The 26,111-nt window shown below is 68.1% G+C and carries 26 protein-coding genes; 6 read left to right on the forward strand and 20 right to left on the reverse strand.

Annotated elements, in window-relative coordinates:
- Positions 1–2: 2 nt before the first annotated feature.
- Positions 3–1,835: an ABC transporter ATP-binding protein/permease gene (locus QMO14_RS23395; protein WP_301510093.1), complete on the reverse strand. Its 1,833-nt coding sequence runs from the start codon at positions 1,833–1,835 to the stop codon at positions 3–5.
- A 41-nt stretch (positions 1,836–1,876) separates the two neighbouring features.
- Here QMO14_RS23395 and QMO14_RS23400 point away from each other — a divergent pair, with 41 nt between their 5' ends.
- A complete protein-coding gene (locus QMO14_RS23400) occupies positions 1,877–2,302 on the forward strand; it encodes an acyl-CoA thioesterase (protein WP_301510094.1) in 426 nt (141 codons plus the stop codon).
- 111 nt (positions 2,303–2,413) lie between these two features.
- On the opposite strand, the gene QMO14_RS23405 is transcribed toward QMO14_RS23400, so the two are convergent.
- The 13 genes from QMO14_RS23405 to QMO14_RS23465 form a co-directional block, all read right to left on the reverse strand.
- Positions 2,414–3,568: an ABC transporter substrate-binding protein gene (locus tag QMO14_RS23405; protein ID WP_301510095.1), complete on the reverse strand. Its 1,155-nt coding sequence runs from the start codon at positions 3,566–3,568 to the stop codon at positions 2,414–2,416.
- Between the two features lie 152 nt (positions 3,569–3,720).
- The gene (locus tag QMO14_RS23410) at positions 3,721–4,485 is read right to left on the reverse strand and encodes an enoyl-CoA hydratase (protein ID WP_301510096.1); all 765 of its coding nucleotides are present in this window, start codon (positions 4,483–4,485) and stop codon (positions 3,721–3,723) included.
- Between the two features lie 36 nt (positions 4,486–4,521).
- Entirely contained in the window at positions 4,522–5,118 is a 597-nt protein-coding gene (locus tag QMO14_RS23415; RefSeq protein WP_301510097.1) for a 2-hydroxychromene-2-carboxylate isomerase, read from the reverse strand.
- Positions 5,119–5,134: 16 nt separating this feature from the next.
- Positions 5,135–5,884 (reverse strand): SDR family oxidoreductase, encoded by a 750-nt coding sequence (locus QMO14_RS23420; protein WP_301510100.1) that lies wholly within the window; start codon positions 5,882–5,884, stop codon positions 5,135–5,137.
- Between the two features lie 4 nt (positions 5,885–5,888).
- Complete coding sequence (locus QMO14_RS23425; RefSeq protein ID WP_301510102.1) at positions 5,889–6,725, reverse strand: acyl-CoA thioesterase II; 837 nt, start codon at positions 6,723–6,725, stop codon at positions 5,889–5,891.
- 28 nt (positions 6,726–6,753) lie between these two features.
- The gene (locus QMO14_RS23430) at positions 6,754–7,656 is read right to left on the reverse strand and encodes an alpha/beta fold hydrolase (RefSeq protein WP_301510104.1); all 903 of its coding nucleotides are present in this window, start codon (positions 7,654–7,656) and stop codon (positions 6,754–6,756) included.
- Positions 7,657–7,707: 51 nt separating this feature from the next.
- Complete coding sequence (locus QMO14_RS23435; RefSeq protein ID WP_301510106.1) at positions 7,708–8,904, reverse strand: acetyl-CoA C-acyltransferase; 1,197 nt, start codon at positions 8,902–8,904, stop codon at positions 7,708–7,710.
- Positions 8,901–9,350, reverse strand: a complete 450-nt coding sequence (locus tag QMO14_RS23440) for an endonuclease domain-containing protein (RefSeq protein WP_301510108.1) — start codon at positions 9,348–9,350, stop codon at positions 8,901–8,903. Before QMO14_RS23440 ends, QMO14_RS23435 begins: the two co-directional genes overlap by 4 nt.
- Positions 9,351–9,363: 13 nt before the next feature.
- Positions 9,364–11,763, reverse strand: a complete 2,400-nt coding sequence (locus QMO14_RS23445; protein WP_301510109.1) for a 3-hydroxyacyl-CoA dehydrogenase/enoyl-CoA hydratase family protein — start codon at positions 11,761–11,763, stop codon at positions 9,364–9,366.
- 121 nt (positions 11,764–11,884) lie between these two features.
- The gene (locus QMO14_RS23450) at positions 11,885–12,319 is read right to left on the reverse strand and encodes a DUF2147 domain-containing protein (protein WP_301510110.1); all 435 of its coding nucleotides are present in this window, start codon (positions 12,317–12,319) and stop codon (positions 11,885–11,887) included.
- A gap of 46 nt (positions 12,320–12,365) precedes the next feature.
- Positions 12,366–14,162 (reverse strand): acyl-CoA dehydrogenase C-terminal domain-containing protein, encoded by a 1,797-nt coding sequence (locus QMO14_RS23455; RefSeq protein ID WP_301510112.1) that lies wholly within the window; start codon positions 14,160–14,162, stop codon positions 12,366–12,368.
- 71 nt (positions 14,163–14,233) lie between these two features.
- On the reverse strand, positions 14,234–14,923 hold the full coding sequence (locus QMO14_RS23460; RefSeq protein WP_301510113.1) for a TetR/AcrR family transcriptional regulator: 690 nt from the start codon (positions 14,921–14,923) through the stop codon (positions 14,234–14,236).
- Positions 14,924–15,088: 165 nt separating this feature from the next.
- Positions 15,089–15,847, reverse strand: a complete 759-nt coding sequence (locus QMO14_RS23465; RefSeq protein WP_301510115.1) for an SDR family oxidoreductase — start codon at positions 15,845–15,847, stop codon at positions 15,089–15,091.
- Positions 15,848–15,968: 121 nt separating this feature from the next.
- On the opposite strand from QMO14_RS23465, the gene QMO14_RS23470 reads away from it, so the two are divergent.
- A complete protein-coding gene (locus tag QMO14_RS23470) occupies positions 15,969–16,856 on the forward strand; it encodes a LysR family transcriptional regulator (RefSeq protein WP_301510116.1) in 888 nt (295 codons plus the stop codon).
- Here QMO14_RS23470 and QMO14_RS23475 read toward each other — a convergent pair whose 3' ends face one another.
- The 4 genes from QMO14_RS23475 to QMO14_RS23490 all read right to left on the reverse strand — a co-directional run bounded on the left by QMO14_RS23475 (position 16,857) and on the right by QMO14_RS23490 (position 20,122).
- Entirely contained in the window at positions 16,857–17,687 is an 831-nt protein-coding gene (locus QMO14_RS23475; protein WP_301510117.1) for an AraC family transcriptional regulator, read from the reverse strand.
- 68 nt (positions 17,688–17,755) lie between these two features.
- Positions 17,756–18,604, reverse strand: a complete 849-nt coding sequence (locus QMO14_RS23480; RefSeq protein ID WP_301510119.1) for a fumarylacetoacetate hydrolase family protein — start codon at positions 18,602–18,604, stop codon at positions 17,756–17,758.
- 31 nt (positions 18,605–18,635) lie between these two features.
- Positions 18,636–19,391, reverse strand: a complete 756-nt coding sequence (locus QMO14_RS23485; protein WP_301510121.1) for an SDR family NAD(P)-dependent oxidoreductase — start codon at positions 19,389–19,391, stop codon at positions 18,636–18,638.
- Positions 19,388–20,122, reverse strand: a complete 735-nt coding sequence (locus tag QMO14_RS23490; protein ID WP_301510122.1) for an SDR family oxidoreductase — start codon at positions 20,120–20,122, stop codon at positions 19,388–19,390. The genes QMO14_RS23485 and QMO14_RS23490 overlap by 4 nt, the downstream gene beginning before the upstream one ends.
- Before the next feature lie 127 nt (positions 20,123–20,249).
- Here QMO14_RS23490 and QMO14_RS23495 point away from each other — a divergent pair, with 127 nt between their 5' ends.
- From QMO14_RS23495 to QMO14_RS23510, 4 genes are read left to right on the forward strand one after another with little or no spacing between them, the layout of a single operon-like run.
- Positions 20,250–20,969 (forward strand): FadR/GntR family transcriptional regulator, encoded by a 720-nt coding sequence (locus QMO14_RS23495; protein WP_301510124.1) that lies wholly within the window; start codon positions 20,250–20,252, stop codon positions 20,967–20,969.
- 20 nt (positions 20,970–20,989) lie between these two features.
- Positions 20,990–22,516 carry a UxaA family hydrolase gene (locus tag QMO14_RS23500; RefSeq protein WP_301510125.1) on the forward strand — a complete coding sequence of 509 codons (1,527 nt, stop codon included), beginning with the start codon at positions 20,990–20,992 and terminating at the stop codon, positions 22,514–22,516.
- A gap of 25 nt (positions 22,517–22,541) precedes the next feature.
- The gene (locus QMO14_RS23505; RefSeq protein WP_301510126.1) at positions 22,542–23,474 is read left to right on the forward strand and encodes an SMP-30/gluconolactonase/LRE family protein; all 933 of its coding nucleotides are present in this window, start codon (positions 22,542–22,544) and stop codon (positions 23,472–23,474) included.
- A 3-nt stretch (positions 23,475–23,477) separates the two neighbouring features.
- The gene (locus tag QMO14_RS23510; RefSeq protein ID WP_301510128.1) at positions 23,478–24,536 is read left to right on the forward strand and encodes a malate/lactate/ureidoglycolate dehydrogenase; all 1,059 of its coding nucleotides are present in this window, start codon (positions 23,478–23,480) and stop codon (positions 24,534–24,536) included.
- 13 nt (positions 24,537–24,549) lie between these two features.
- Here QMO14_RS23510 and QMO14_RS23515 read toward each other — a convergent pair whose 3' ends face one another.
- Together QMO14_RS23515 and slmA are read right to left on the reverse strand one after the other, a co-directional pair.
- Positions 24,550–25,431, reverse strand: coding sequence for a DMT family transporter (locus QMO14_RS23515; protein ID WP_301510129.1), 882 nt, complete (start codon positions 25,429–25,431; stop codon positions 24,550–24,552).
- Between the two features lie 186 nt (positions 25,432–25,617).
- Positions 25,618–26,111, reverse strand: a 494-nt coding sequence (gene slmA, locus QMO14_RS23520; protein WP_301510131.1) for a nucleoid occlusion factor SlmA, incomplete at its 5' end; no start/stop codon positions are given.

The raw sequence follows: 26,111 nt of genomic DNA on the forward strand, positions 1-26,111 counted from the left end.
CGCTACATCAATGGAGTTGCTTCGCTCTTCTGCAAAGCCCACATCTGGGCGTAGCGGCCCTGCTTCGCGAGCAGCTGGGCGTGCGTGCCGCGCTCGACGATCACGCCCGACTCCAGCACCAGGATCTCGTGCGCGTCCACCACCGTCGACAGCCGGTGCGCGATGACCAGCGTGGTCTTGTCCTGCGCGGCGCTCTTGAGCTCCGACTGGATGGCGCGCTCGTTGGCCGAGTCCAGCGCCGAGGTGGCCTCGTCGAAGATCACGATGGGCGGGTTCTTCAGCAGCGTGCGCGCGATGGCCACGCGCTGCTTCTCCCCGCCCGAGAGCTTCAGGCCGCGCTCGCCCACGGTCGTGTCGTAGCCCTTGGGCGTGGCCACGATGAAGTCATGGATGCGCGCCGCACGCGCGGCAGCCTCCACCTCTTCGCGCGTGGCGCCGGGGCGGCCATAGGCGATGTTGTATTCGACCGTGTCGTTGAAGAGCACCGTGTCCTGCGGAACGATGCCGATGGCGTGGCGCACGCTCGATTGCGTCACTTCGCGGATGTCCTCGCCGCCGATGGTGATGCGGCCCTGCTGCACGTCGTAGAAGCGGTAGAGCAGCCGCGCGAGCGTCGACTTGCCCGAGCCCGAGGGGCCGACCACGGCCACCGTCTTGCCGGCCGGGATCTCGAAACTCACGTGCTTGAGGATGGGCCTCGCGGGCTCGTAGGCGAAGCTCACGTCCTCGAAGCGCACGGTGGCGTCGGCGCCGGCCAGCGGCTGCGAGCCGGGCGCATCGCGCACCTCGCGCTCCTTTTCCATCAGCACGAACATCTTGTCGAGGTCGGTCAGGCTCTGCTTGATCTCGCGGTAGATCACGCCCAGGAAATTGAGCGGAATGTAGAGCTGGATCATGAAGGCGTTGACCATCACCAGGTCGCCCAGCGTCATGCGTCCATCGACCACGCCCGAGGTGGCGCGCCACAGCATCAGCACCAGGCTGATGGCGATGAGCGCCTGCTGGCCGGTGTTGAGCATGCTCAGCGTGCGCTGGCTCTTGATGGCGGCCTTGCGGTAGCGGTCGAGGCTGGCGTCGTAGCGGCCGGCCTCGAACTCTTCGTTGTTGAAGTACTTGACGGTTTCGTAGTTCAGCAGCGAATCGACCGCGCGGCTCTGCGCCACCGAATCGAGCTCGTTCATGGTCTTGCGGAACTGCGTGCGCCACTCGGTCACCGTGACGGTGAAGACGATGTACAGCACCAGCGCCGCCGCCGTGATCCAGACGAAGAGCGAATCGAACTTCACGCCCAGGATGGTGAGCACCAGCACCAGCTCGATGATGGTGGGCACGATGCTGTAGAGCGACATCGATATGAGTGAATGCACGCCGCGCGTGCCGCGCTCGATGTCGCGCGTCATGCCGCCGGTCTGGCGCTCCAGGTGGAAGCGCAGGCTCAGCGAATGCAGGTGGCGGAACACCTCCAGCGCGATCTGCCGGGCCGTGCCCTCGGTGGCCTTGGCGAAGATCAGCTCGCGCAGTTCCCCGAAGAGCGAGGTCGAGAAGCGCAGCAGCCCGTAGGCCAGCAGCAGCCCGATGGGCACGATGAGCAGCGCCTGCGCCATGTCGGGCTTGGGCGTCATCGTGTCGACCAGGTTCTTCAACAGCACCGGCACGCCCACGTTGGCCACCTTGGCGCCCACCATGAAGGCCAGCGCCGCGGCCACCCGCCACTTGTACTGCCAGAGGTAGGGAAACAGGCGGCGCAGCGTCGCCCAGTCGGAACGGTCGCTGCGCGCCGGCGGGTGGCCGCCGGCGGTATGGGAGGAAGGAAGGGCTTCGCCGCTGCGGCGCATGGGGGACAATCGTGGTTGCTTGTTTGTTCCAGATTGTGCCCATGTCAGACACTTCCAGTGCCGCMGCCACGGCCGCCGCAACCCTCAAGAGCCTGCCCACCGACATGGAGCTGGTGCTCAAGGTCATTCCGATGCCGGCCGACTGCAACGCCAACGGCGACATCTTCGGCGGCTGGGTCATGGCGCAGTGCGACCTGGCCGGCTCCGTCATCCCCGCGCGCTACGCCAAGGGCCGGCAGGCCACGGTGGCGGTCAACGAGTTCATCTTCAAGCAGCCGGTGCGCCTGGGCGACATCCTGTCGTTCTATTCGAAGCTGGTGCGCATCGGGCGCACCTCGGTCACGGTGACCGTCGAAGTGTTCGCGGAGCGCTTCCGGGCGCAGGGCGAGTACATCAAGGTGACGCAGGCCACCTTCACCTACGTGGCCATCGACGACAACGGCCGGCCGCGCCCAATTGAAAGGTAATCCCCCAGGCTTCGCGCACTTCGTGTCGCTTCGCCAACCCCCTTGCCGGGGGCAACACCTGCGGCCCGGCAAAGCCGGTTCCGCGGTGTTTCCAGCGAAGACAGTACCCTCTCAGACGCCCGGGTCGCGCACCCGCTCGAAGCGCTCGAACTCGCGGTTGACCCAGCGCCCGTCGCGCCGCTCGACGCGGCGGATGTACACGGTCTGCACGATGTCGCGGGTGTGGGCGTCGATCTCGATCGGGCCTCGCGGGCTCTCCAGCTTCACACCGCGGAAGGCATCCACCAGCCGTTCCCCGCTGGGGTTGCCGCGCCCGGAGGACGCAGCCGTCATGGCCGCGTCGATGGCCGCGAGCGCGTCATGGGCCGCGACCGCGAAGTAGCCCGGCCGCAGGTGGCTGCCGTATTCCGTCTCGAAGATGCCCGTGAACTTGCGGTTGGCCGGCGAATCGTGGGCGAACGAATAGTGGTGGCTGGTGACGAGGCCATCGGCCAGTTCGCCGATGCCTTCCAGGTAGTGGTCGTCGGTGGCGTCGCCGGTGGCCAGCAGGCGGATGCCGGTGTCGGCCATGCCCCTGTCGCGCCAGAACTTGAGAAAAGTGGCCGGCATCTGCCCCGAGGGCAGGAAGAAGAACACCGCCTGCGGCTTGAGTTCGCGCAGTCGCAGCATGTAGGCCGAGTAGTCCAGCGTGGCCAGCGGCACCCTCAGCATCGCGCCGATCCGGCCGCCGCCTGCGGTGAAGCCCGAGACGAAGGCGCTTTCGGCATCGACGCCCGAGGCGTAGTCGGCCACCACCGTGCAGACGTCGCGCAGCCCCTGCTGCAGCGCCCATCTGGCCAACGGCATCGTGACCTGCCCGATGGTGAAGGACACCCGCACCGCATACGGGCAGCGCGCGGTGATGCCCGACGACGCCGCGTTCATCACCACCAGCGGCAGCTTGGCCTGTGCGGCGACGTTGCCGACGGCGTAGGCGTTGGAGCTGAAATCCAGGCCCGCGAGCAGGTCGACGCGCTCGCTTTCGACGAGGTCGAGCGCGTGGCGGCGCGCCTGGTCGGGTGCGCTGCCGGGCACGTCGCGCCGCAGGAGCTCGACCGGCCGGCCCGCGACGTGCTGGTTGTGGTCGGCCAGCCAGACGGACATGCCGGCATCGAACTGCCGCCCGCCGCCCGCATAGGGGCCCGACCATGAACCGATGATGCCGATGCGCAGCGGCCTGACGCGCGCCAGGGCCAGCGAAGGCGCCGCCAGGGCGCCCGCCAGCAAACCGAAAGTACGCCTGCGCGAGATGCCGGATGCTACTTTTTCAGTAGCATCATCCACCCATTGGCTGGGCGTTGCGAGCGTTCTTGTCCCCGTATCTTGCACGCCGGACAGTGTACGCGCGCAAGCCCCGGAAGACGTCTCACAGACCCTTGTCAGACCCTGGAGAAATCCGGCTTGCGTTTCTCCATGAACGCGCCAAAAGCCTCCTTCGCAGCCGGCTCGCGCAGCATGCGCCCGAAGCTCGCGCCCTCCTCGCCCATGCGTTCGAGCACGGCGGGCATCTGGCCCTTCTTCAGCAGGCGCTTGGTTTCCACCAGCGCGCTCAGCGGCTTGGCCGCGAGCTTGCGCGCCTGCACCTGAGCGATGGCGTTGGCCTCGGTCGGCGGCACCACGCGGTTGACCAGGCCCACCTCGAGCGCGGCCTCGGCCATGAAGGGCTCGCCCAGCAGCAGCGCCTCGGCCGCGCGGTGATAGCCCAGCATCTGCGGCACCAGAAGGCTCGAGGCCGCCTCGGGGCACAGGCCCAGGTTCACGAAGGGCATCGAGAAGGCGGCGTTGTCGCCCGCGTAGACCAGGTCGCAGTGGAACAGCATCGTGGTGCCGATGCCCACGGCCGGGCCGCACACCGCCGCGACCAGCGGCTTCGGGAAGGTCGCGATGCCGCGCAGGAAGCGGAACACCGGCGACTCCTGCGTGGCGGGCGGAGCGTTGAGGAAGTCGCCGATGTCGTTGCCCGCGCTGAAGATGGTCGGGTCGCCCTGGATCAGCACGCAGCGCACCGCCGCATCGGTCTCGGCCGCAGCCAGCGCATCGGCCAGCTCGGCATACATGCCGCTGGTGATCGAGTTCTTCTTGTCGACGCGGTTGAAGGTGATGGTCATCACACCGGCTTCGGTGTGGACGAGGATGTCGCTCATAAAAAAGATCCTTGAATGAAACGGGTGGTGCCGCCCTCAGGCGGCGTCGAGTGCTTCGCGTACGAAATCGAGCCGGTCCTGGCCCCAGAACATTTCGTCGCCGACGAACATGGTGGGCGCGCCGAACACGCCGCGCTCCACCGCTTCCTGCGTGACGGCCTTGAGCCGGTCCTTGGTTTCCTGCGCACCGGCCAGCGCGAGCAGCGCGGGCGCGTCGAAGCCCGCATTCTGCAAGACGGCGCCGACGGTCGCCGGGTCGTTCATGTTCCGGGGCTCCACCCACATCGCGTGGTAGACCGCATCGACATACGCGCCGAAGCGGTCGGGCTCCTTCATCTGGATGCCGGTGGCGCCGCGCATCAGCAGCAGCGTGTTGATCGGAAAGTGCGGGTTGTGCGCGAAGGGCACACCGTAGCGCCTTGCAAAGCGCTGCAGGTCCGTCGTCATGTACGGGCCCTTGGGCTTGATCTCGGCCGGGGAGTGGTTGCCCGTGGCCTGGAACACGCCGCCGAGCAGCATGGGCTTCCACACCAGCTGGGCGCCGGTGTCGGCGCATACGTGCGGCAGCTGCGTCGCGGCCAGGTAGGCGGCGGGGCTGCCGAAGTCGAAATAGAAGTCGACGGATTTCGTCACGGCGCTTGTCTCCTTCTCAGAATTTCTCGGACCACGGGCGCAGGTCGAGCTCGTGCGTCCAGGCATCGCGCGGCTGCGAGTGCAGCATCCAGTAGGCATCGGCGATGTGGTCGGGGTTCAGGATGCCGTCGCTGTCCTTCAGCGCGTAGCGCTCGGGGAAGTTGCTGCGGATGAATTCGGTGTCGATGGCGCCGTCGACCACCACGTGCGCCACGTGGATGCCCTGCGGCCCGAGTTCGCGCGCCATCGACTGGGCCAGCGCGCGCAGGGCCATCTTGGCGCCCGAGAAGGCGCCGAAGTTGGCGCCGCCGCGCAGCGAGGCCGTGGCGCCGGTGAAGATGATCGTGCCGCGATGGCCGTCGCTCGGCATCTCGCGCGCCACCATGCGCTTGGCCACCTCGCGCCCGTTGAGGAAGCCCGAGAAGCAGGCCATCTCCCACACCTTGAAATACTTGCGCGCGGTCTCCGTGAGGATGCTCTCGGGCACGTTGGCGCCGATGTTGAACACCATCACCTCGATGGGCCCGATGGTCGATTCGATCTGCTCGACGAGCGCGACCACTTCCTCTTCCTTGCGCGCATCGCATGCGAAGGCATGCGCGCGGCCGCCGTCGGCCTCGATCTGCGCGACCAGCGGCTGCAGCTTGTCGAGGCTGCGGCGTGTGACGCAGGTGGCATAGCCTTCGCGCGCGAAGCGGCGGGCGATGGCACCGCCGGTGGCGTCGCCAGCGCCGACGATGAGCGCGGCTTTCTGCAGGGCGGCCATGGTGCTATTCCTTGTAGTAGACGATCTGGTTCGAGGTGGCGAGCAGCACGCCCTTCTCGCTCCACAGATGCGCCGTCTGGTCGAAGAAACCGTTGAAGAACTGCTGCCCCGCCGCGCGGCCCAGCAGGTAGCCCGTGCCGACCTCGGCCAGCTGCTGCGGCCCGGCATGGAAGTAGGTGGTGATCGACACCGTGCCCGCCGGCACGTGCTTCGCACGGCGCAGCCACACGCGCGGATAGAACATGTCGCTCATCGCCGCGAGCGATGCGAAGTCCAGCGGCCTGGGTTCGGCGTCGCGCAGCCAGATGCGCGTCTCGCTGTGGCTCAGGCTCTCGTCCCACTTCGCGGGAATGCCGCCGCTGAAGGGGCGCATCTCGTACTGCTTGATCCACGCCACGCCCGAGGGGCCGATGCTCATGCGCTCGACCGTCTCGGGCCTGGGCGCCTCGGGCATCGGCATGTCGCTCTCGCCCCAGGTATCGCGGCGCGCGGCCGTCACCACGGTGGCGGTGGTCGTCATGTTGGGCGCGCCGCTGGCGCCGGCCTGGGTGATCTGCACCGTCCAGTGCTGCGTGGAGCGGTTGGTGCGCACGGCCGTGGCCTGGATGTCGAACGCGCCGGCTTCGAGTGCCGCCGCGTAGTTGACCGTGATCGCGATCGGCGTGCCCAGCACGTCGGGGTGCTGCATCACCGATTGCAGCGCGAGCGCCGCGGTGGTGCCGCCGAAGGGCCCGACCATGTTCCAGTAGTCGGGGCTGGTCATGCCGGTGAAGTGCCCCACGCGGATGTCGCTGTGGTGGATCTTCAGGGCCTTGTCGAAGGGGTGCGTGCTCGTCGTCATGGCGGCAGTGTGCCTCCGGTGGCCCGCGTCACGCAGTCGTGTGCGGGACGTTGGCGTGCTGCACCGCAGTAAGAGATGCGAGCCTGTTCAGCTTGTCCACCGTGCTCGGCCAGAGGCTCTGGCTGAACTGCTCGCGGAAGAAGCCGAAGTGGCCGATGCGGCGTGCCTGCACGTCGGCCGGCGCGATGCGTTCGATGGCGCTCGGCGCGCCGGTATAGAAGCTCACCAGGCTGTTCGTGCCCGCGAGCGTCATGAGCTCGTCGTCGGTCATCGACAGCGCGAGCACCGGGAAGCGCACGCGGCTGTAGCTGCGCGCGGCAAGCTCGCCCTCGGCACCGACGCTGTAGCGCGGGTTGAGACACCAGCGCCGCCACTGCAGGATCACGCCGCGCGGCAGGTCGCCCACCTTCTTCAGCTTGCGGCCCGGGAAGTAGCCGAAAAGCCGCGTGACCAGCGGCACCAGCACGAACCAGAAGTACAGGATGGTGCGCTTGAGCTTCGGCGCGTTCTCGCGCCAGTAGCCGCTGCCGGCCGCGATGCTCACCAGCCCGTCGACCTGCTCGGGCCGCTGCAGGAAGCCCGGCAGCTGCGCGCCGAGGCTGTGGCCCAGCAGGTAGAGCGGCTCGTCGGGCAATTCGGCCTTGGCCGCATCGATCACCGCTTCGTAGTCGCGGGCCCAGTCGAACAGGTCGGCATCGACCTCGCGCAGCGGCAGGTTGCCGCGCGAGTCGCCAGAGCCTCGGTAGTCGAAGGTCCAGACGCGCAGGCCCTGCTGCGAGAGCCATTGCGCGAAGGGTTCATAGAACGACTGGCGCACACCCATCGCGCCGCCGATCACCACGCTCGCGCGCGGCGTGCCGGCGGGTTCATAGCGGCGCACCGCCAGTTGCTGTGCGCCGCCGGCGACCGGAAGCTGCTGCTGCGTCTGCATGAAGCTGTCTCCTTCGTTGTGCCGGCACTCGTGATGGTGCCTTGCTGTGGGTCAGACCCTTTCGAAGATCCCTGCGGCGCCCTGGCCCATGCCAACGCACATCGTGACCATGCCGTACTTCAGGTTCTCGCGGCGCAGCGCGTGCACCACGGTGGCCGAGCGGATGGCGCCGGTGGCGCCCAGCGGGTGGCCCAGCGCGATCGCGCCGCCCATCGGGTTGACCTTCGACGGATCGAGCCCCAGCGTGTTGATGACGGCCAGCGACTGCGCGGCGAAGGCTTCGTTGAGCTCGAACCAGTCGATGTCCTCGTGCTTCAGGCCGGCATAGCGCAGCGCGGCGGGAATGGCCTCGATCGGGCCGATGCCCATGATGTGCGGCGGCACGCCCTTGCTGGCGAAGCTCACGAAGCGTGCGAGCGGCGTGAGGCCGTACTGCTTCACGGCCTTTTCGCTCGCCAGGATCAGCGCGCCCGCGCCATCCGAGGTCTGCGAGCTGTTGCCGGCCGTGACCGTGCCGCGCGCGGCGAACACGGTGCGCAGCTTGGCGAGGCCTTCGATGCTGGTGTCGGGGCGCGCGCCTTCGTCGAGGTTGACGGTGCGGGTCTTGGCAATCGACTCGCCGGTCTCCAGGTTCGGCGTGCGATCGGTCACTTCGATGGGCGTGATCTCGTCGGCGAACTTGCCGGCCTTCTGCGCGACCAGCGCCTTCTGGTGCGAGGCGAGCGCGAACTCGTCCTGCGCCTCGCGGCTCACCTTCCACTGCTGCGCAACCTTCTCGGCGGTGAGGCCCATGCCGTAGGCGATGCCCACGTCGCCTTCGCGTTCGAAGATGGAAGGCGACAGCGAGGGCGAGTTGCCCATCATCGGCACCATGCTCATGCTCTCGACGCCGGCGGCGATCATCACGTCGGCCTCGCCCACGCGGATGCGGTCGGCCGCCATCTGCACGGCCGACAGACCCGAGGCGCAGAAGCGGTTGACGGTGATGCCGCCGACGCTGGTCGGCAGCCCGGCCAGCACCGCGCCGATGCGCGCGACGTTCAGGCCCTGCTGCGATTCGGGAATCGCGCAGCCGCAGATGATGTCTTCGATGGCCTTGGGATCGAGGCTGGGCACGGCGGCCAATGCGGCACGCAGCGTGGTGGCCAGCAGGTCGTCGGGACGGTAGTTGCGGAAGTAGCCGCGGTGCGACTTGCCGATGGGGGTGCGGGTGGCGGAGACGATGTAGGCGTCTTGGACTTGTTTCATGGCTTTGGATTCCTGATGTCTTGTCTTGCCCCCTCTCCCGCTTGCGGGAGAGGGTTGGGGTGAGGGCTGTCTTCCTGCAGCGCCTGCAGGATTCGCTGGCGCACGGCATCGGTCTGGGTCAGCACTTCGTGATTCCAGAAGCGAAGCACGCGATAACCCTGAGCTTCGATGAAGCGTGTGCGCTTCTCGTCGTATGCGACAGCTTCGGCGTGCTGCCCGCCGTCCAACTCGACGATCAACTTTGCTTCGAGACATGCGAAGTCTGCGAAGTACGGGCCGATCGGCCGTTGGCGACGGAACTTGAAGTTGGCCATGCGGCGGTCGCGCAGGTGGAACCAGAGCAGCGCCTCGGCGTCGGTCGGGGTCGAGCGAAGGCTGCTTGCCCTCACCCTAGCCCTCTCCCGCAAGCGGGAGAGGGAACCGGCCGTGTCGAGGTTTGCGCTCATGGTCCTTGCGAGGTCAGTTGCGCACCGGCTTCCCCGTACTGAGCATTCCCATGATCCGCTCCTGCGTCTTGGGATGCACGATGAGCGAGCAGAACGCCTTGCGTTCCAGCGTCATCAGGTACTCCTCGGTCACGAGCGAGCCTGCGTCCACGTCGCCGCCGGTGACCACGTTCGCGATCAGGCTGGCGATGTGGAAGTCGTGCGCGCTGATGAAGCCGCCGTCGCGCATGTTCACGAGCTGCCCCTTGATGGTCGCTGCGCCGCTGCGGCCCGCCACGCGGAAGGTGCGGCGCAGCGGCGGGCGGTAGCCGGCGTCGGCCATGGCCTTGGCCTGCTGCAGCGCCACGTACAGCAGCTCGTCCTTGTTCGGCACGATCACGTCGCTGTCGAGCAGGTAGCCCAGCTTCTTCGAATCGAGCGCACCGGTGCCGACCTTCGCCATCGCGGCGGCGGTGAAGCCTTCGGTGAGGAAGGGCAGCAGGTCGGTGCCCGTCGAGGCCGATGCGTTCTCGGCCGCGCGGCGGGCGATGTAGGTCAGGCCGCCCGCGCCGGGGATCAGGCCCACGCCCACTTCGACCAGGCCGATGTAGCTTTCCATCGCCGCCACGCGCCTGGCCGAATGAATGGCCAGCTCGCAGCCGCCGCCCAGCGCCATGCCGCGCACGGCCGAGATCACCGGCACGCTGGCGTAGCGGATCTTGAGCATCACGTTCTGCAGCTCTTCTTCGGCACCCTCGACCGCGCCGATACCCGCGACCACGAAGGCCGGCAGCATCGCCTGAAGGTCGGCGCCGACCGAGAACACCTCGTCGGGCGACCAGATCACCAGGCCCTTGTATTCGGCCTCGGCCAGATCGACTGCGGCGCCGAGCGCCTCGGCCACGTCGGGGCTGATGGCGTGCATCTTCGAATGGATGCTGGCGATGAGCACTTCGCCGTCCAGCGTCCAGACGCGCACGTCGCCTTCGTCGCTGATGGTGGTGCCGGCCTTGTTGGCATCGGCCGCGTTGGCGCCGAGCACGCTCTCGGGGAACAGCTGGCGGTCATGCACCGGCAGCCTGCGCTGCGGCACGAACTTGTTCTGCGAGGCGCTCCACGAGCCCTCGGGCGTGTGCACGCCGCCGGCCTCGGCCACCGGGCCTTCGAACACCCACTTGGGCAGCGGTGCGCTGCTCAGCGCCTTGCCGGCGTCTATGTCTTCCTGCACCCACTTGGCGACCTGCGCCCAGCCGGCTTCCTGCCACAGCTCGAACGGGCCCTGCTTCATGCCGAAGCCCCAGCGCATGGCGAAGTCGATGTCGCGCGCGCTCTCGGCGATGTCGCCCAGGTGCACGGCGGCGTAATGGAAGCCGTCGCGCAGGATGGCCCAGAGGAACTGGCCCTGCGGTCCTTCGCTCTCGCGCAGCAGCTTCAGGCGCTCGCCCGCGGGCTTCTTCAGCATGCGGCCGTACACCTCGTCGGCCTTGGCGCCGGCAGGCACGTATTCGCCGCTCTTCAGGTCGAAGCGCAGGATGTCGCGGCCCACCTTCTTGAAGAAGCCGGCCTTGGTCTTCTGGCCCAGGTTGCCCAGTTCGAGCAGCTTGGCGAGCACCGGCGGCGTCGCGAAGTTGGCGTAGAACGGATCGGTCTCGGCGTTGAGGTTGTCCTGCAGCGTCTTCACCACGTGGGCCATCGTGTCGAGGCCCACCACGTCGGCGGTGCGGAAGGTGCCCGAGCTTGCGCGGCCCAGCTTCTTGCCGGTGAGGTCGTCCACCACGTCGGGCGTCAAGCCGAACTTCTCGACTTCCTTCAGCGTGGCCAGCATGCCGGCGATGCCGACGCGGTTGGCGATGAAGTTGGGCGTGTCGTGCGCGCGCACCACGCCCTTGCCGAGCGTGCTGGTGACGAAGGCTTCGAGGTCGTCGAGCACCTGCGGCTGCGTGGTGGGCGTGTTGATCAGCTCCACCAGGAACATGTAGCGCGGCGGGTTGAAAAAGTGAATGCCGCAGAAGCGAGGCATCAATGCTTCGGGCAGCGCCTCGCTGAGCTTGGTGATCGACAGGCCCGAGGTGTTCGAGGCGAGGATCGAATGCTTGGCTACGTGGGGCGCGATCTTCTTGTACAGATCGAGCTTCCAGTCCATGCGCTCGGCAATGGCTTCGATGATGAGGTCGCACTCGCCGAGCTTGGCAAGGTCGTCTTCGTAGTTGGCCTGTTCGATCAGGCCCGCATCGGCCACGTCGCCGAGAGGCGCGGGCTTGAGCTTCTTGAGGTTGTCGATGGCGCGCGTGACGATGCCGTTCTTCGGGCCTTCTTTTGCGGCCAGGTCAAACAGCACGACAGGCACGCGCACGTTGACGAGGTGGGCCGCAATCTGCGCGCCCATCACGCCGGCGCCGAGCACGGCAACCTTCTTCACTTGAAATCGGGACATAGCGGGGTTTCGAAGTTCTGAATCAGTTCGGGGAACACCGCGGAACCGGCTTTGCCGGGCCGCTGGTGTTGCCCCCTTGAGGGGGAGGCTGCTACACGAAGTGAGCAGCTACGGGGGTGGGTCAAGGAACGCGGTTCCAGGTTTGAGTGCGCCAGAAGGGGCCGAGGTAGCCGCGCACTTCGAGCTTCTTGCCGCCGTCGACGGGCGTGTAGCTCGCGCGGTATTCCTTGCCGTTCTCGGGGTCGAGGATCTTGCCGCCTTCCCAGACGTCCTTGCCTTCGGCCTTCTTGCCGCCGCGGATGATGTCCAGGCCCACCATGGGCTTGCCCTTGCGGTCGTCGCTGCATTGGTCGCAGGTGGCGCCGGGCTTGGCGTCCTTGCCCAGAGCCTTTTCGATGCGGCCGAGCAGCGCACCGTTGGTTTCATCGATGCGGATCTCGGCCTTGACCTCACCAGTCTTGTCGTCAACGTTGCGCCACAGGCCGACCGGCGTGACCTGGGCCATGGCCGAGGCTGCGGTGACGGCGAACAGAACGGCGGCGAATGTTTTCTTCATGCGTGTCTCCCGGCGAAGTGAAGGAAAAGGCAAAGGGCTTGTTGCTTCAGGCCAGCGCCGCGTCGGTGTCCATCAGCACCTTGCTGCCGGCACGCGCGGTGCGCATCAGCGTCGCGGTCTCGGGGAAGAGCTTGGCGAAGTAGAAGCGCGCGGTCTGCAGCTTGGCGACGTAGAACGGGTCGGTGTCGCCGGCGGCGATCTCGCGCAGCGCAACCTGCGCCATGCGGGCGAACAGGTAGCCGAACACGAAGTGGCCGGCCACGCGCAGGTAGTCGACAGCAGCGGCGCCCACTTCGTCGGGGTTCTGGAAGCCCTTGAAGCCGATCTCGGTGGTGAACTTGGTGAGCTGGTCGCCCAGGCCCGCGATCGGGTTGATGAACTCGGCCATCTTCTCGTTCACGCCTTCTTCTTCCACCAGCTTGCCCACGAGCTTGCCGAACTTCTTCAGCGACGCGCCGTTGTTGCCCAGCACCTTGCGGCCCAGCAGGTCCAGCGACTGGATGGTGTTGGTGCCTTCATAGATCATGTTGATGCGGTTGTCGCGCACGAACTGCTCCATGCCCCATTCCTTGATGAAGCCGTGGCCGCCGAACACCTGCATGCAGGCGTTGGTGGAAATGTGGCCGTTGTCGGTGATGAAGGCCTTGACGATGGGCGTGAGCAGCGCGACCAGTTCGCCCGAGTCCTTGCGCACCTTCTCGTCGGGGTGGTTGTGTTCCTTGTCGAGCAGCAGCGTGCAGAAGATCTGCAGCGCGCGGCCGCCTTCGGCGTACGCCTTGGCCGTGAGCAGCATCTTGCGCACGTCGGGGTGCACGATGATGGGGTCGGCTTCCTTGTCCTTGGCCTTCACGCCGGAGAGCGAACGCATCTGGATGCGGTCCTTGGCGTAGGCCAGCGCGTTCTGGTAGGCCACTTCGGTCAGGCCGAGCGACTGGTTGCCCACGCCCAGGCGGGCGGCGTTCATCATCACGAACATCGCGGCCAGGCCCTTGTTGGGCTCGCCCACCAGCGTGCCGGTGGCGCCTTCGATCACGATCTGCGCGGTGGCGTTGCCGTGGATGCCCATCTTGTGCTCGAGGCCGGCGCAGAAGATCGGGTTGCGCTCGCCGAGCGAGCCGTCGGCCTTGACCTTGAACTTCGGCACCACGAACAGGCTGATGCCCTTGCTGCCCTTGGGCGCGTCAGGCAGGCGAGCCAGCACCAGGTGAATGATGTTGCTCGTCATGTCGTGCTCGCCGGCCGAGATGAAGATCTTGTTGCCGGTGATGCGGTAGGTGCCGTCGGGCTGCGGCTCGGCCTTGGTGCGCAGCAGGCCGAGGTCGGTGCCGCAATGGGGTTCGGTCAGGCACATGGTGCCGGTCCATTCGCCGCTGGTGAGCTTGGGCAGGTAGGTCTTCTTCTGCTCGTCGGTGCCGTGCGCGGCGAGCGCCTCGTAGGCGCCGTGCGAGAGGCCGGGGTACATGGTCCAGGCCTGGTTGGCGCTGTTGAGCATCTCGAACAGGCACTGGTTGACCACGAAGGGCAGGCCCTGGCCACCGAAGGCCGGGTCGCACGACAGCGCGGGCCAACCGCCTTCGACGTACTTGGCGTAGGCGTCCTTGAAGCCCTTGGGCGTCTTCACTTCATGCGTGGTCTTGTCGAGCGTGCAGCCCTCTTCGTCGCCGCTGATGTTCAGCGGGAAGGTCACTTCGGCGGCGAACTTGCCGGCTTCTTCGATCACCGCGTTGATGGTGTCGGCGTCGGTCTCGGCATGTGCCGGAAGCGCCTTGAGCTCCTCGGCGACGTTGAGCACTTCGTGCAGCACGAACTGCATGTCGCGTACGGGGGGGTTGTAGGTAGGCATCCGGAACTCTCCTGGTCGAAGCTAGATAGAAAAAGGAAAAACGAAATTCGGGAACGAGCCGCGCGCCGCTGTCAGCGCACGGTCTTGAGGCGGCGTGCCGCCGGGGCGGCAGCCGCTTCGGGCTTGGGCGCGTCGGGCGTGGCGGCGCGGGCGAGGATGTTGTCGAAACCGACGTTGGCGCGGCCGATGGAGCCGGGCACCTGCAGGAAGCGGGCTTCGTAGTGCAGCGCGAGGATGAGGCCGTGGATCTCGAACGCCACCTGGCGCTCGTCGGCATCGGCGCGCAGATGGCCTTCGCTCTGCGACTGCACGATGGCGCGCAGCACGGCCGCCTGCCAGATGCTGACCGACTCGACCAGCGCGTCGCGCACCGGGCCCGGGCGGTCGTCGAATTCGGAGGCGCCGCTGATGTAGATGCAGCCCGAGTCGATCTCGGTCGAGGTGCGCTTCATCCAGTTGGCGAACATGGCGCGCAGTCGCGGCAGGCCGCGCGGCGCCTTCAGTGCGGGGAAGAACACCTCCTGCTCGAAGCGGGCGTGGTATTCGCGCACCACCGAGATCTGGAGCTCTTCGCGCGAGCCGAAGTGGGCGAAGACGCCCGACTTGCTCATCTTGGTGATTTCGGCCACGGCGCCGATCGACAGTCCTTCGAGCCCGATCTGCGCGGCCAGGGCCAGCGCGGCATCGACGATGACGGCCTTGGTCTGCTGCCCTTTCTGGGCGGCGCGCGCGGGCTTGGCGGGAACGGCTGTTGCGGTCATCGTGGAATTTCCATGCAAAAACGAACGGTCGTTCTATTTTGCAGGTCTTTGCACCTTCGTCCGCAAATTGACCTTCAGTTGTTGAAGGTTAATTGAGGCGAAACGGACCGCCATAGGGTCGGTCCCGCATCTCTTTTTCAGGGCCGGCCTTGCCGGCCCCGGGGCTCAGAACTCCTGCGCCACAGGCCGCAGCACGACCTCATTGATGTCCACGTCGGCCGGCTGTTCCACCGCGTAGACCACGGCGCGCGCCACCGAATCGGCCGGGATCTGGTTGGCCTCGTAGAACGCCTTCACGCCGGCGGCGCTCTCGGCGTCGGTGCTGCCGAGCTTGAGCTCCGACTCGACCGCGCCGGGCGACACGATGGTCACTCGTACGCCGCTGTTGCCCACTTCCACGCGCAGGCCCTCGGAGATGGCGCGCACCGCGTGCTTGGTCGCGCTGTAGACGGTGCCGATGGGCGTGAACACCTTCAGCCCGGCGATGGACGCGACGTTGACGATGTGCCCGCTGCCCTGCGCCTGCATGCGCGGCAGCACCGCGGCAATGCCGTAGAGCACGCCCTTGATGTTGACGTCGATGGTGCGGTCCCACTCGTCGACCTTGAGCTTGTGCAGCGGCGACAGCGGCATCACGCCCGCGTTGTTGACCAGCACGTCGATGCGGCCGAAGGCCTCGACGGTGGCGGCGGCGAGCTTCTCGAGGTCGGCGCGCTTCGCCACGTCGGTGGCCACGGCGATGGCCTCGCCGCCGGCCTCGCGGATCTCCGCGACGAGCTTGTCGAGCCGGTCGGTGCGGCGCGCCGCCAGCACCACCTTCGCGCCGCGCGCCGCCAGGTGCCGCGCCGTCGATTCGCCGAGCCCGCTGCTCGCGCCGGTGACGATGGCGACCTTGCCCTTGATGTTGTCTTGAACGGATGTCATGAGAGTTCCTTTCGGTTGGCTTGAACGGGAGGTTTGAAGAAGTGCATGCAGTGTGGAAAATCCACGCATTCCCGTAAATGAAACTCTCGCGACTTCAGAATTCCCAGAAAAGGAATAATCCGTGTCCAACCGCCTCGAAGCCCTGCGCGTGTTCTGCGCCGCCGCCGATGCCGCCAACTTCCGCGATGCGGCCGCGCGGCTGTCGGTGTCGCCGCAGGTGGTGACGCGCGCGGTGCGCGAGCTGGAGGACGATCTGGGCGAGCCGCTCTTCCACCGCAGCACGCGCGGCGTGCAGCTCACCGACTTCGGCCGGCAGCTGCTGGAGCGGGCACGCACCGCGCTGAGCGGCGTCGACGAGCTGTTCCATCGCACCGACCGCCACGCGCTCTCGCAGCACGAGGGCACGGTGCGCGTCACGGCGCCGGGCATCTTCGGGCGCCAGCTCATTCCGCGCGCGCTGGCACCGATGCTCGCCGCGCACCCGGGCCTCGTGCTGGACCTGCGCGTCTCGGAAGCCCATGCCGACGTGGTCGGCGAGCAGATCGACATCGGCGTGCGCGTGGGGCCGTTGCGCGACGCGCGCTTCATCGCGCGGCCGGTCGGGAAGATGGCGCTGCATGTAGTGGCGGCTCCCTCGCTGATCGCGCGCACCGGCGTGCCGAAGACCATCGACGCGCTCGCCGCGATGCCGCTCACCGCGCTGATCGACCGCAAGTCGGGCCGGCCGTGGTCGATGATCTTCCGCAAGGACCGGCAGCTGGCCGTGACCTCGCCGGCCTTCGTCACCGACGACTTCGACACCGAATGCGCGGCGGTGCTCGCGGGCCTGGGCTTCGCGCAGCTGATCGGCTCGCTGGCCGAGCCCGCCATCGAAAGCGGCGCGCTGGTGCCGGTGCTGCAGGCCGAGGCGCCCGAGCCGTGGCCGATCTACGTCTACCGCGCGCAGCGCGCGCCGGTGCCGGCACGTGTGCGGCTGGTGTACGACGAGCTGATCCGCGTACTGCGCTGATCAGCCCTGGCGGCAGGCCCGCTGCCACGCACCGGGCGTGAAGCCGAAGTGGCGCGCGAAGATGCGGGTCATGTGGCTCTGGTCGGCGAAGCCGCTGGCGACGGCGGCGTCGGCCAGGTTCTCGCCCCGGCGGATCAGGCCGCGTGCACGCTCGGCGCGCTGCAGCAGCAGCCAGGCATGCGGCGGCACGCCATAGGTTTTCTCGAAGCGGCGCAGCACCTGGTAGCGGCTGAGACCGACCATCTCGGCGAGGTCGGAAAGTTTCGGCGCCTCGTGCAGGTTGTCGGCCAGCCGCTCGCGCAGGCGGCGCATGTCGCCGCCGGCTGCAGGCCCCGATGGCGGCGCTGTCGTGGAATGCGCTTCGAGCAGCAGGCCGCAGACCTCGACCAGCGACTCCTCGCAAGCCAGCGTCTCCAAATCGGCGGCATTGGCACGCCATGCATCGAGCCGCGCGAACAGGCGCTGCAGCGTGTGGCGCAGCCGCGCGTCCTTGAGCACGGGCCGCGTGAACTCGACCTCCGGCCCGGCATCGCCCTTGATGCCCGCCATCACACTCGGGTCCAGGTACACCATGCGCCAGTGCCGCGAAGGCCCGCCCAGCGGCTGCCCGTCGTGCACCTCGCCGGGGTTGGTGGTGATGAGGTCGCCCGCGTAGGCATCGACCTTGCCGCGTCCGCTGGCCGAGCTCTGTGCGCCCTGTTCCAGCAGGCCCAGCCCGTAGGTCGCGTGCCAGTGGCGGCCGTAGTGCATCGCGCTGTCGATCGACGTGCCGTACACGCCCTCCCACGGGGAGCCGAAGACCTGGCAGCGATGAACGGGAGGCACCTGCATGCGCCGGATGATCGCAGACAGGCGCGGCTCACGCGAATGAGCGCGCCACGGTCTGGAGCCGGCCGGGCTCAGAGCTTGAAGGGAACCACTTCCTGGCGCTGGTCGCCCAGGCCTTCGATGCCCAGCGTCATCACGTCGCCCTTCTTCAGGAAGAGCGGCGGCTTCATGCCCATGCCCACGCCGGGGGGCGTGCCGGTGGTGATGATGTCGCCCGGCATCAGCGTCATGAACTGGCTCACGTAGCTCACGATCTTCGCCACGGTGAAGATCATGGTCCTGGTGTTGCCGGTCTGCACGCGCTGGCCGTTCAGGTCGAGCCACATCGCCAGCTTCTGCGGGTTGGGCACGTCGTCGCGCGTCACCAGCCAGGGGCCGATGGGGCCGAAGGTGTCGCAGCCCTTGCCCTTGTCCCAGGTGCCGCCGCGCTCGATCTGGTATTCGCGCTCGCTGATGTCGTTGATGGTGCAGTAGCCGGCCACGTAGTCGAGCGCGCTCTTCTGCGGCACGTAGCGCGCGCGCGTGCCGATGACCACGCCGAGCTCGACTTCCCAGTCGGTCTTGACCGAGCCCTTGGGCAGCATCACCGGGTCGTTCGGGCCCTGGACGCAGCTGTTGGCCTTGGTGAACACCACCGGCTCCTTGGGCACCGGCAGGCCCGACTCGGCCGCGTGGTCCGCGTAGTTCAGGCCGATGGCGATGAACTTGCCCACGTTCGCCACCGGGCAGCCGAAGCGCGGCTTGCCCTTGACCAGCGGCAGCTTGTCGATCTTCTGCTTGCGCAGCTTGGCCAGCGCGGCATCGCCGAGCTGGTCGGGGCCGATGTCCTTGACGATGGCGCTCAGGTCGCGCAGCTGGCCGTTGTCATCGATGAGGCCGGGCTTTTCCTTGCCGGGGTTGCCGTAGCGGACGAGTTTCATGCTTTCCTTTCAGTGCATTGAATCGGGTTGATCAGTAAGTGGAGCGGCCACCGGAGAGGTCGAAGACCGCGCCGGTGGAAAACGAGCAGTCTTCCGTGCAGAGCCAGCCGACCATCGCCGCCACCTCTTCCACGGTGCCGAAGCGGCCCATGGGAATCTTCGAGAGCATGAAGGCGATGTGCTCGGGCGTCATCTGGTCGAAGATGGCCGTCTTCACCGCCGCGGGCGTCACGCAGTTCACGCGGATGCCGGTGTCGGCCAGCTCCTTGCCGAGCGACTTGGTCAGGCCGATGACCGCCGCCTTGCTCGCGCTGTAGGCGCTGGCGTTGGGGTTGCCGTCCTTGCCAGCCACCGAGGCGATGTTGACGATGCGGCCGTAGCCCCGGTCGCCCTGCCTGCGCATCTGCGCGACCACCTCGCGGCAGCACAGGAACACACCGTTGATGTTGACTTCCATCACCTGGCGCCAGTCGTCCACCGGATAGTCCCACAGCCTGGTGTTGGGCCCGGTGATGCCGGCGCTGTTGACCAGGGCGTCGATGCGCGGCGCATGCGCCAGCGTGGCGGCCACGGCCTGTGCGACCGAGGCATGCCGCGACACGTCGACCTTCAGCGCGAAGGCCGTGGCGCCGAGCGACTCGGCCGCCTTCGCGGCTGCATCTTCATCGCGGTCCCACAGCGTGACGCTGCCGCCCGAGGCGACCAGCCGCTGCGCGACGCCGAAACCCAGCCCCGTGGCACCGCCGGTAACGACCGCGTGGCGCCCGTGGAAGTCGAGCTGGTTCATATCGTGATGCCGCCGTCGACCGTGAAGCACTGGCCGGTGGCGAAGACCGATTCGTCGCTGGCGAGGAACACGACCACCGGCGCGATCTCCTCGGCCTGCGCGAGCCGGCCCATCGGCTGGCGCGCGATGAATGCGCGGCGTGCGGCATCGGGGTCGGCGTTGGCGTTGATGCGCTCGCCCAGCGAGGGGGTGTCGACCGTGCCTGGGCAGACCGCATTGCAGCGGATGCCGCGGGCCACGTAGTCGGCCGCCACGCTCTTGGTGAGACCCAGCACCGCCGCCTTGGTGGTGCCGTAGACGAAGCGGCTGGGCAACCCCTTCATGCTGGAGCAGACGCTGGCCATGTTGATGATGCTGCCGCGCCCTGCCGCCAGCATGCCGGGCAGCACGGCCTGGATGGTCCACATCTGGGCGCGCACGTTGAGGTTGAAGGCGAACAGAAGCTCGTCGTCGGTCGCCTGCTCGATGGTGCCGTTGTGGACCACGCCGGCGCAGTTGAAGAGAACGTCCAGCGGCGGGAGGCTGGCAGCCAGCGCTCCGATGGCGGCCTTGTCGAGCACGTCGAGCTTCAGCGCCGTGACGTTGGGCATGCCCGCATAGCGCTCGAGCAGTTTCTCGTTGACGTCGGTGGCCCAGACCTGCGCGCCCTCGGCGGCCATGGCGAGCACGCTGGCATGGCCGATGCCCTGGCCGGCGGCAGTGACCAGCGCGGTCTTTCCCTTCAATCTCATGGAGCACTCCTCGGGTTTGGCCCGATGATGGTCCGGGCAATGTGGCGTATTCTGAATTGGCCTTACCACTTGGCCAATTCAGGACAACCCCTAAGCTCCACCGCCTTTCGCGCATCCATCCGTTTCCGTGCCGATCCAGACCCTCGAACCCCAGCGCCTCTACCGCCAGATTGCCGAACAGCTGCGCGAGCTCATCGGCAAGGGCGAATTCGCGGTGGGCGCGCGCATTCCCGCCGAGCGCGACCTTGCCCGGCAGCTGGGCGTGAGCCGGCCCTCGGTGCGCGAGGCGCTGATCGCACTGGAGGTGGAGGGCTGGGTCGAGGTGCGCACCGGCTCGGGCGTGTACGTGCTGGACCGCTCGCAGCGCACGCCACCGCCGCCGGCCAACGGCGCGGCCGGCATCGAATGGGGCCCGCTCGAGATCATCCGCGCGCGCCGCATGGTGGAGGGCGAGACCGCCGCCACCGCGGCCCAGTACGGCAAGCGCAAGGACGTGGACGCCATGCGCCGCGCCATCCGGATGATGCGCGAGCTGGCCGCGCGCAACGAGGTGCCGCACGAGGGCGACCGCGCCTTCCACCTGGCCATCGTCAACGCCTGCGACAACGTGGTGCTGACCGAGACGGTGCAGGGCTTCTGGGAGTCGCGGCACGGGCCGATCTTCGCCCGGATGATCGATTACTTCGAGACCATGGAGTCGTGGCAGGTCGCCATCGGCGAGCACGAGCTGATCCTCGAAGCGATCGCCTCGCGCGACCCCGCCGCCGCGCGCAGCGCCATGCACGAGCACATGGACAAGTTCCACCAGCGCTTCAGCGCGAGCTGGCGCCGCACCAAGGCCTCCTGAACAGATACAGAACGACCACGATGACACCCTGCATCCGACTCCATCCCGCCGACGACGTCGTCATCGCGCGCTCCCAATTGCTCGGCGGCACCGCCGTCGAAGGCGTGGCCGTGCGCGGCCTGATCCCGCCGGGCCACAAGATCGCGATGCGCGACATCGCGCAGGGCGAGCCGGTGCGCCGCTACAACCAGATCATCGGCTTCGCGAGCAAGCCCATCGCCGCCGGCGAGCACGTGCACACGCAGAACCTCGACATGGGGCCCGACAAGGGCGACTTCGAGCGCGACTACGCCTTCGGTGCCGACGTGAAACCCGCGCCCGCGAAGCGCGAAGCCACCTTCATGGGCATCAAGCGCGCCGACGGCCGCGTGGCCACGCGCAACTACATCGGGGTGCTGACCAGCGTGAACTGCTCGGCCACGGCCGCGCGCGCCATCGCCGACCACTTCTCGCGCAAGACCAATCCGCAGGCGCTGGCGGCATTCCCCAACGTGGACGGCGTGGTCGCGCTCACGCACGGCACCGGCTGCGGCATGGACACGCAGGGCATGGGCATGCAGATCCTGGAGCGCACGCTCACGGGCTACGCCACGCACCCGAACTTCGCGGGTGTGCTGGTGGTCGGCCTGGGCTGCGAGGCCAACCAGATCAACGCCTGGCTCGCGACCGGGCACCTGGCCGAGGGCGAGAACTTCCGCACCTTCAACATCCAGGACACGGGCGGCACGCGCAAGACGGTCGAGAAGGGCGTGGCGCTCATCAACGAGATGCTGCCGCGCGCCAACGCGGTGAAGCGCGAGCCCTGCAGCGCGGCGCACATCACCATCGGGCTGCAGTGCGGCGGCTCCGACGGCTACTCGGGCATCAGCGCCAACCCGGCGCTGGGCGCGGCAGTCGACCTGCTGGTGGAGCACGGCGGCACCGCCATCCTCAGCGAAACGCCCGAGGTGTACGGCGCCGAGCACCTGCTCACGCGCCGCGCGGTGAAGCGCGAAGTGGGCCAGAAGCTGGTGGACCGCATCAAGTGGTGGGAGCACTACACCGCCGTCAACGAAGGCGAGATGAACAACAACCCCTCGCCCGGGAACAAGGCGGGCGGGCTCACCACCATCCTCGAGAAATCGCTGGGCGCGGTCGCCAAGGGCGGCACCAGCAACCTGGAGGCTGTGTACGAGTATGCGGAGCCCGTCGATGCGCACGGCTTCGTCTACATGGACACGCCGGGCTACGACCCGGTGAGCGCCACGGGCCAGGTGGCCGGCGGCGCCAACCTGATCTGCTTCACCACGGGGCGCGGCTCGGCGTATGGCTGCGCGCCCTCGCCCTCGCTCAAGCTCGCCACCAACTCGGCACTGTGGCAGCGGCAGGAGGAAGACATGGACATCAACTGCGGCGAGATCGTGGACGGCACGGCGTCGATCCAGGAGATGGGCCAGCGCATCTTCGAACTGGTGCTCGCGACCGCCTCGGGCGCGCAGTCGAAGAGCGAGCAGCACGGCTACGGCCAGAACGAGTTCGTGCCGTGGCAGGTCGGCGCGGTGATGTGAACTGAACCCATCGACGAGGAACGGCATGGCGACTCTCCCCTTCGGCTTCCTGGAAGGCACAGGCTTCGAGCAGCTGGACCCGCGCTTCAAGGGCTGCATTCCCGGCCCCGAGCGCGTGCAGCGCCTTTGGACCGGCGCGCGCTGGTGCGAGGGCCCCGCCTGGTTCGCGGCGCACCGCGCGCTGGTGTGGTCGGACATTCCGAACAACCGCATGCTGCGCTTCGACGAGGTCAACTGCACCGTGGGCACCTTCCGCGAGCCGTCGAACAACACGAACGGCAACACGGTCGACCGCCGGGGCCGGCTGGTGAGCTGCGAGCACCTCACGCGGCGCGTCACGCGCACCGAGCACGACGGCACGACCACTGTGCTGGCGTCGCATTGGAAGGGCAAGCGGCTGAACTCGCCCAACGACGTGGTGGTGCACTCGGACGGTGCCGTGTGGTTCACCGACCCGAGCTACGGCATCCTCTCCGACTACGAGGGCCTGAAGGCCGACAGCGAGATCGGCGCGTGCCATGTCTACCGCGTCGATCCGGCTAACGGCGAGGTCGAGCTCATGGCGGACGACTTCGTGAAGCCCAACGGGCTTGCGTTCTCGCCCGACGAGTCGCTGCTGTACATCGCCGACACGGGCGCGAGCCACGCGGCGGACGGCCCCCGGCACATCCGCAAGTTCAAGCTCGGAGCCGACGGCCGCACCTTGAGCGGCGGAGAAGTCTTCGCCGAATGCACCAGCGGCCTCTTCGACGGCTTCCGCCTCGACACCGAAGGCCGCATCTGGACCAGCGCGCTCGACGGCGTGCACGCCTACCACCCCGACGGCACGCTGCTGGGCAAGATCCTGCTGCCCGAGCGCGTGGCCAACGTGTGCTTCGGCGGCCCCAAGCGCAACCGCCTCTTCATCTGCGCGACCACGTCGCTCTACGCCATCACGCTGAACGCGAAAGGAGCCTGATCCATGTCCCACACCCTCAAGGCCGACCACCTGCAGGCCACCGTCGCCCGCATCCTCGAAGCCGCGGGCAGCTCGCCCGCCGAGGCGCAGCAGGTGGCTGCCAACCTCGTGCTGGCCAACCTGAGCGGCCACGACTCGCACGGCGTGGGCATGCTGCCGCGCTACGTCGATGCGGTGGCCGAGGGCGGCCTGAAGCCGAACGCAGCAGTGCGCGTGAACCTTGACATCGGCACGCTGATGGGCCTGGACGGCCAGCACGGCTACGGGCAGATCGTCGGCGTGCAGGCGATGGAGCTGGGCATCGCGCGGACGAAGCAGCACGGCAGCTGCATCTTCACGCTGGCGCATGCGCACCACCTGGGGCGCATCGGACACTTCGCGGAGATGGCGACGGCGCAGGGGCTGGTTTCGATGCACTTCGTCAACGTGCTCTCGCGGCCGGTGGTCGCGCCCTGGGGCGGCGGCGACGGGCGCTTCGGCACCAACCCGTGCTGCATCGGCATTCCGCTTTCGGGCGCCGAGCCCTTCGTGCTCGACTACGCGACCAGCCGCGTGGCGCAGGGAAAGATGCGCGTGGCGCACAACAAGGGCGAACGCGTGCCCGACGGCTACCTGATCGACGAGAACGGCGCGCCCACCAACGACCCCGGCGTGGTGGTGGTGCCGCAGGGCAACGGCCTCTTCGGCGCGCTCATGACCTTCGGCGAGCACAAGGGCTACGGCATGGCGGTGGCCTGCGAGCTGCTGGGCGGTGCGCTCACCGGCGGCGGCACCTGGCACCGGCCGGCGGACACGGCACGCACGGTGCTCAACGGCATGCTCACGGTGCTGATCGACCCGGCGCGGCTGGGCACGCAGAAATCCTTCGACGAGGAAGCCCGCGAGTTCGTCGGCTGGCTGCGGCAGAGTCCGCCCGGGCAGGGCTTCGACGAAGTGCAGATCGCTGGCGAGCCGGAGCGCAAGGCGCGCGCGGCGCGGCGCAAGGACGGGATCTGGGTGGACGACGCGACATGGGGGGAGATCGTCGCGGCGGGAGCTAAGGTCGGCGTGGCTGTCGCGTAGACGCTGACGCCGGCTACCGGCGAGCGCCTGCCCGAGACTTCTGGCTCAGCACGAGCGCGATGCCGCCCAGGATCGCAACGGAGGCCGCGGCCAGGCGCGGCGTTATCGCCTCCGACAGGAACAGCACGCCGCCGAAGGCCGCCAGCAGCGGCACCGACAGCTGCACGGTGGCCGCGCGCATGGCGCCAAGACGGCCCAGCGCCGCGTACCAGACCACGTAGCCGAGCCCCGAGGTCAGTGCGCCGGAAGCGACGGCGAGCACGAGGCCGGTCGCGTCCGCGTGGGCGCTGGCCGCGAACACCAAGCTCAGCGCGAGCGCCAGCGGCACCGCCCGAGTGAAGTTGCGCGAGGTGGCCGCGAGCGGGTCGGCCACGCCGCGGCCGCGCAGCGAATACACGCCCCATGCCACGCCCGCGACGGCCATCAGCACCGCACCCACCAGCGGTGGCGCGGCGATCCCTGGCAAGACCAGGTAGACGAGCCCGGCTGCCGCGAGCACGAAGCCGAACCACGCGAGCGCACCGAAGCGCTCGCTGCCCGCGCGCAGGCCCACCCCGAACATCGTCAGCTGCACCGCGCCGAACAGGATCAGCGCGCCCGTGCCTGCCGGCAGGCTGAGGTAGGCGAAGGAGAAGAAGGCGACATAGGCGAACAGCATGACGGCGGCCAGCCAGTCGGCACGGGCCGGCGAAGCTGGCGGCTGTGCCCTGAATCGCACGATGAGCCCCAGCATGAGCGCGCCCGCCACGAGCCTGACGATGCCGAAGCTCGCGGGGTCGATGCCCTTGTGCTGCAACGCGAGCCGGCACAGCAAGGAGTTGGCGGCGAATGCGAGCATGGCCAGCGCCGTCAGGAGGATGGTCCGCAGACCGTGGCTGTGCGCCGCGTCAGGCATGTGCGAACACCCGCGGCAAGCGAGGCTCCAGCAGACGATCGACCGCGCCATGGCTCATGCGCCCTCCATGGAGGCAACCGCGCAAACATTGGCTTACCGCCAAGGGGCGGCGGCAAGGGACTGGCAGATGCTACGCCGCCCGAAGGCCCAAGGCGAGCCGGCCGGCCCGCCGCAGGGTACCCCGCGTCAGACGATCAGTGCGATCGTCGCTTCGAGGTGCTCGGAAGGCGCGCGGCGAAAGCCCGAGCGCGCGAAGCGCTGCAGCTGCCCCACCACGAAGGCCGTGAGCGCCGCGGCGCGCACCTGGGCGTCGACGCTGGGCGTGGCCGATCCATCGGCCGCGGCGGCGCCGCGCAGCACCTGGCGCAGCGTGGATTCGATCTTGTCGAAGAACTGGTTCATGCGCTGCTGGAGGCGCTCGTTCTCGTAGACCAGCGCGTCGCCCACCATGACGCGGGTCATGCCGGGGTTGCGCTCGGCGAATTGCACCAGCAGCGTGAGCATGCGCGCGGCCTGCTGCGCGCCGGTGGCGCCCTCGCGCTCGAGGATCTGGTTGACCAGCGTGAAGACGCTCTGCTCGATGAAGTCGATCAGGCCCTCGAACATCTGGGCCTTGCTCGCGAAATGGCGATACAGCGCGGCTTCACTCACTTCGAGCCGCGCGGCCAGCGCGGCAGTGG

It is taken from the genome of Variovorax sp. CAN15, assembly GCF_030462475.1.
Classification (GTDB): domain Bacteria; phylum Pseudomonadota; class Gammaproteobacteria; order Burkholderiales; family Burkholderiaceae_C; genus Variovorax.

What these genes read in the sequence shown, in the direction of transcription:
- QMO14_RS23420 (WP_301510100.1), bottom strand. Translation starts at nt 5,884, where the DNA reads ATGGCCGCCCTGCAGAAAGCCGCGCTCATCGTCGGCGCTGGCGACGCC.
- QMO14_RS23485 (WP_301510121.1), bottom strand. Translation starts at nt 19,391, where the DNA reads ATGAACCAGCTCGACTTCCACGGGCGCCACGCGGTCGTTACCGGCGGT.
- QMO14_RS23445 (WP_301510109.1), bottom strand. Translation starts at nt 11,763, where the DNA reads ATGTCCCGATTTCAAGTGAAGAAGGTTGCCGTGCTCGGCGCCGGCGTG.
- QMO14_RS23450 (WP_301510110.1), bottom strand. Translation starts at nt 12,319, where the DNA reads ATGAAGAAAACATTCGCCGCCGTTCTGTTCGCCGTCACCGCAGCCTCG.
- QMO14_RS23425 (WP_301510102.1), bottom strand. Translation starts at nt 6,725, where the DNA reads ATGACGACGAGCACGCACCCCTTCGACAAGGCCCTGAAGATCCACCAC.
- QMO14_RS23500 (WP_301510125.1), top strand. Translation starts at nt 20,990, where the DNA reads ATGACACCCTGCATCCGACTCCATCCCGCCGACGACGTCGTCATCGCG.
- QMO14_RS23475 (WP_301510117.1), bottom strand. Translation starts at nt 17,687, where the DNA reads ATGCAGGTGCCTCCCGTTCATCGCTGCCAGGTCTTCGGCTCCCCGTGG.
- QMO14_RS23510 (WP_301510128.1), top strand. Translation starts at nt 23,478, where the DNA reads ATGTCCCACACCCTCAAGGCCGACCACCTGCAGGCCACCGTCGCCCGC.
- QMO14_RS23430 (WP_301510104.1), bottom strand. Translation starts at nt 7,656, where the DNA reads ATGCAGACGCAGCAGCAGCTTCCGGTCGCCGGCGGCGCACAGCAACTG.
- QMO14_RS23395 (WP_301510093.1), bottom strand. Translation starts at nt 1,835, where the DNA reads ATGCGCCGCAGCGGCGAAGCCCTTCCTTCCTCCCATACCGCCGGCGGC.
- QMO14_RS23465 (WP_301510115.1), bottom strand. Translation starts at nt 15,847, where the DNA reads ATGACATCCGTTCAAGACAACATCAAGGGCAAGGTCGCCATCGTCACC.
- QMO14_RS23505 (WP_301510126.1), top strand. Translation starts at nt 22,542, where the DNA reads ATGGCGACTCTCCCCTTCGGCTTCCTGGAAGGCACAGGCTTCGAGCAG.
- QMO14_RS23435 (WP_301510106.1), bottom strand. Translation starts at nt 8,904, where the DNA reads ATGAAACAAGTCCAAGACGCCTACATCGTCTCCGCCACCCGCACCCCC.
- QMO14_RS23490 (WP_301510122.1), bottom strand. Translation starts at nt 20,122, where the DNA reads ATGAGATTGAAGGGAAAGACCGCGCTGGTCACTGCCGCCGGCCAGGGC.
- QMO14_RS23515 (WP_301510129.1), bottom strand. Translation starts at nt 25,431, where the DNA reads ATGCCTGACGCGGCGCACAGCCACGGTCTGCGGACCATCCTCCTGACG.
- QMO14_RS23410 (WP_301510096.1), bottom strand. Translation starts at nt 4,485, where the DNA reads ATGAGCGACATCCTCGTCCACACCGAAGCCGGTGTGATGACCATCACC.
- QMO14_RS23460 (WP_301510113.1), bottom strand. Translation starts at nt 14,923, where the DNA reads ATGACCGCAACAGCCGTTCCCGCCAAGCCCGCGCGCGCCGCCCAGAAA.
- QMO14_RS23440 (WP_301510108.1), bottom strand. Translation starts at nt 9,350, where the DNA reads ATGAGCGCAAACCTCGACACGGCCGGTTCCCTCTCCCGCTTGCGGGAG.
- QMO14_RS23455 (WP_301510112.1), bottom strand. Translation starts at nt 14,162, where the DNA reads ATGCCTACCTACAACCCCCCCGTACGCGACATGCAGTTCGTGCTGCAC.
- QMO14_RS23480 (WP_301510119.1), bottom strand. Translation starts at nt 18,604, where the DNA reads ATGAAACTCGTCCGCTACGGCAACCCCGGCAAGGAAAAGCCCGGCCTC.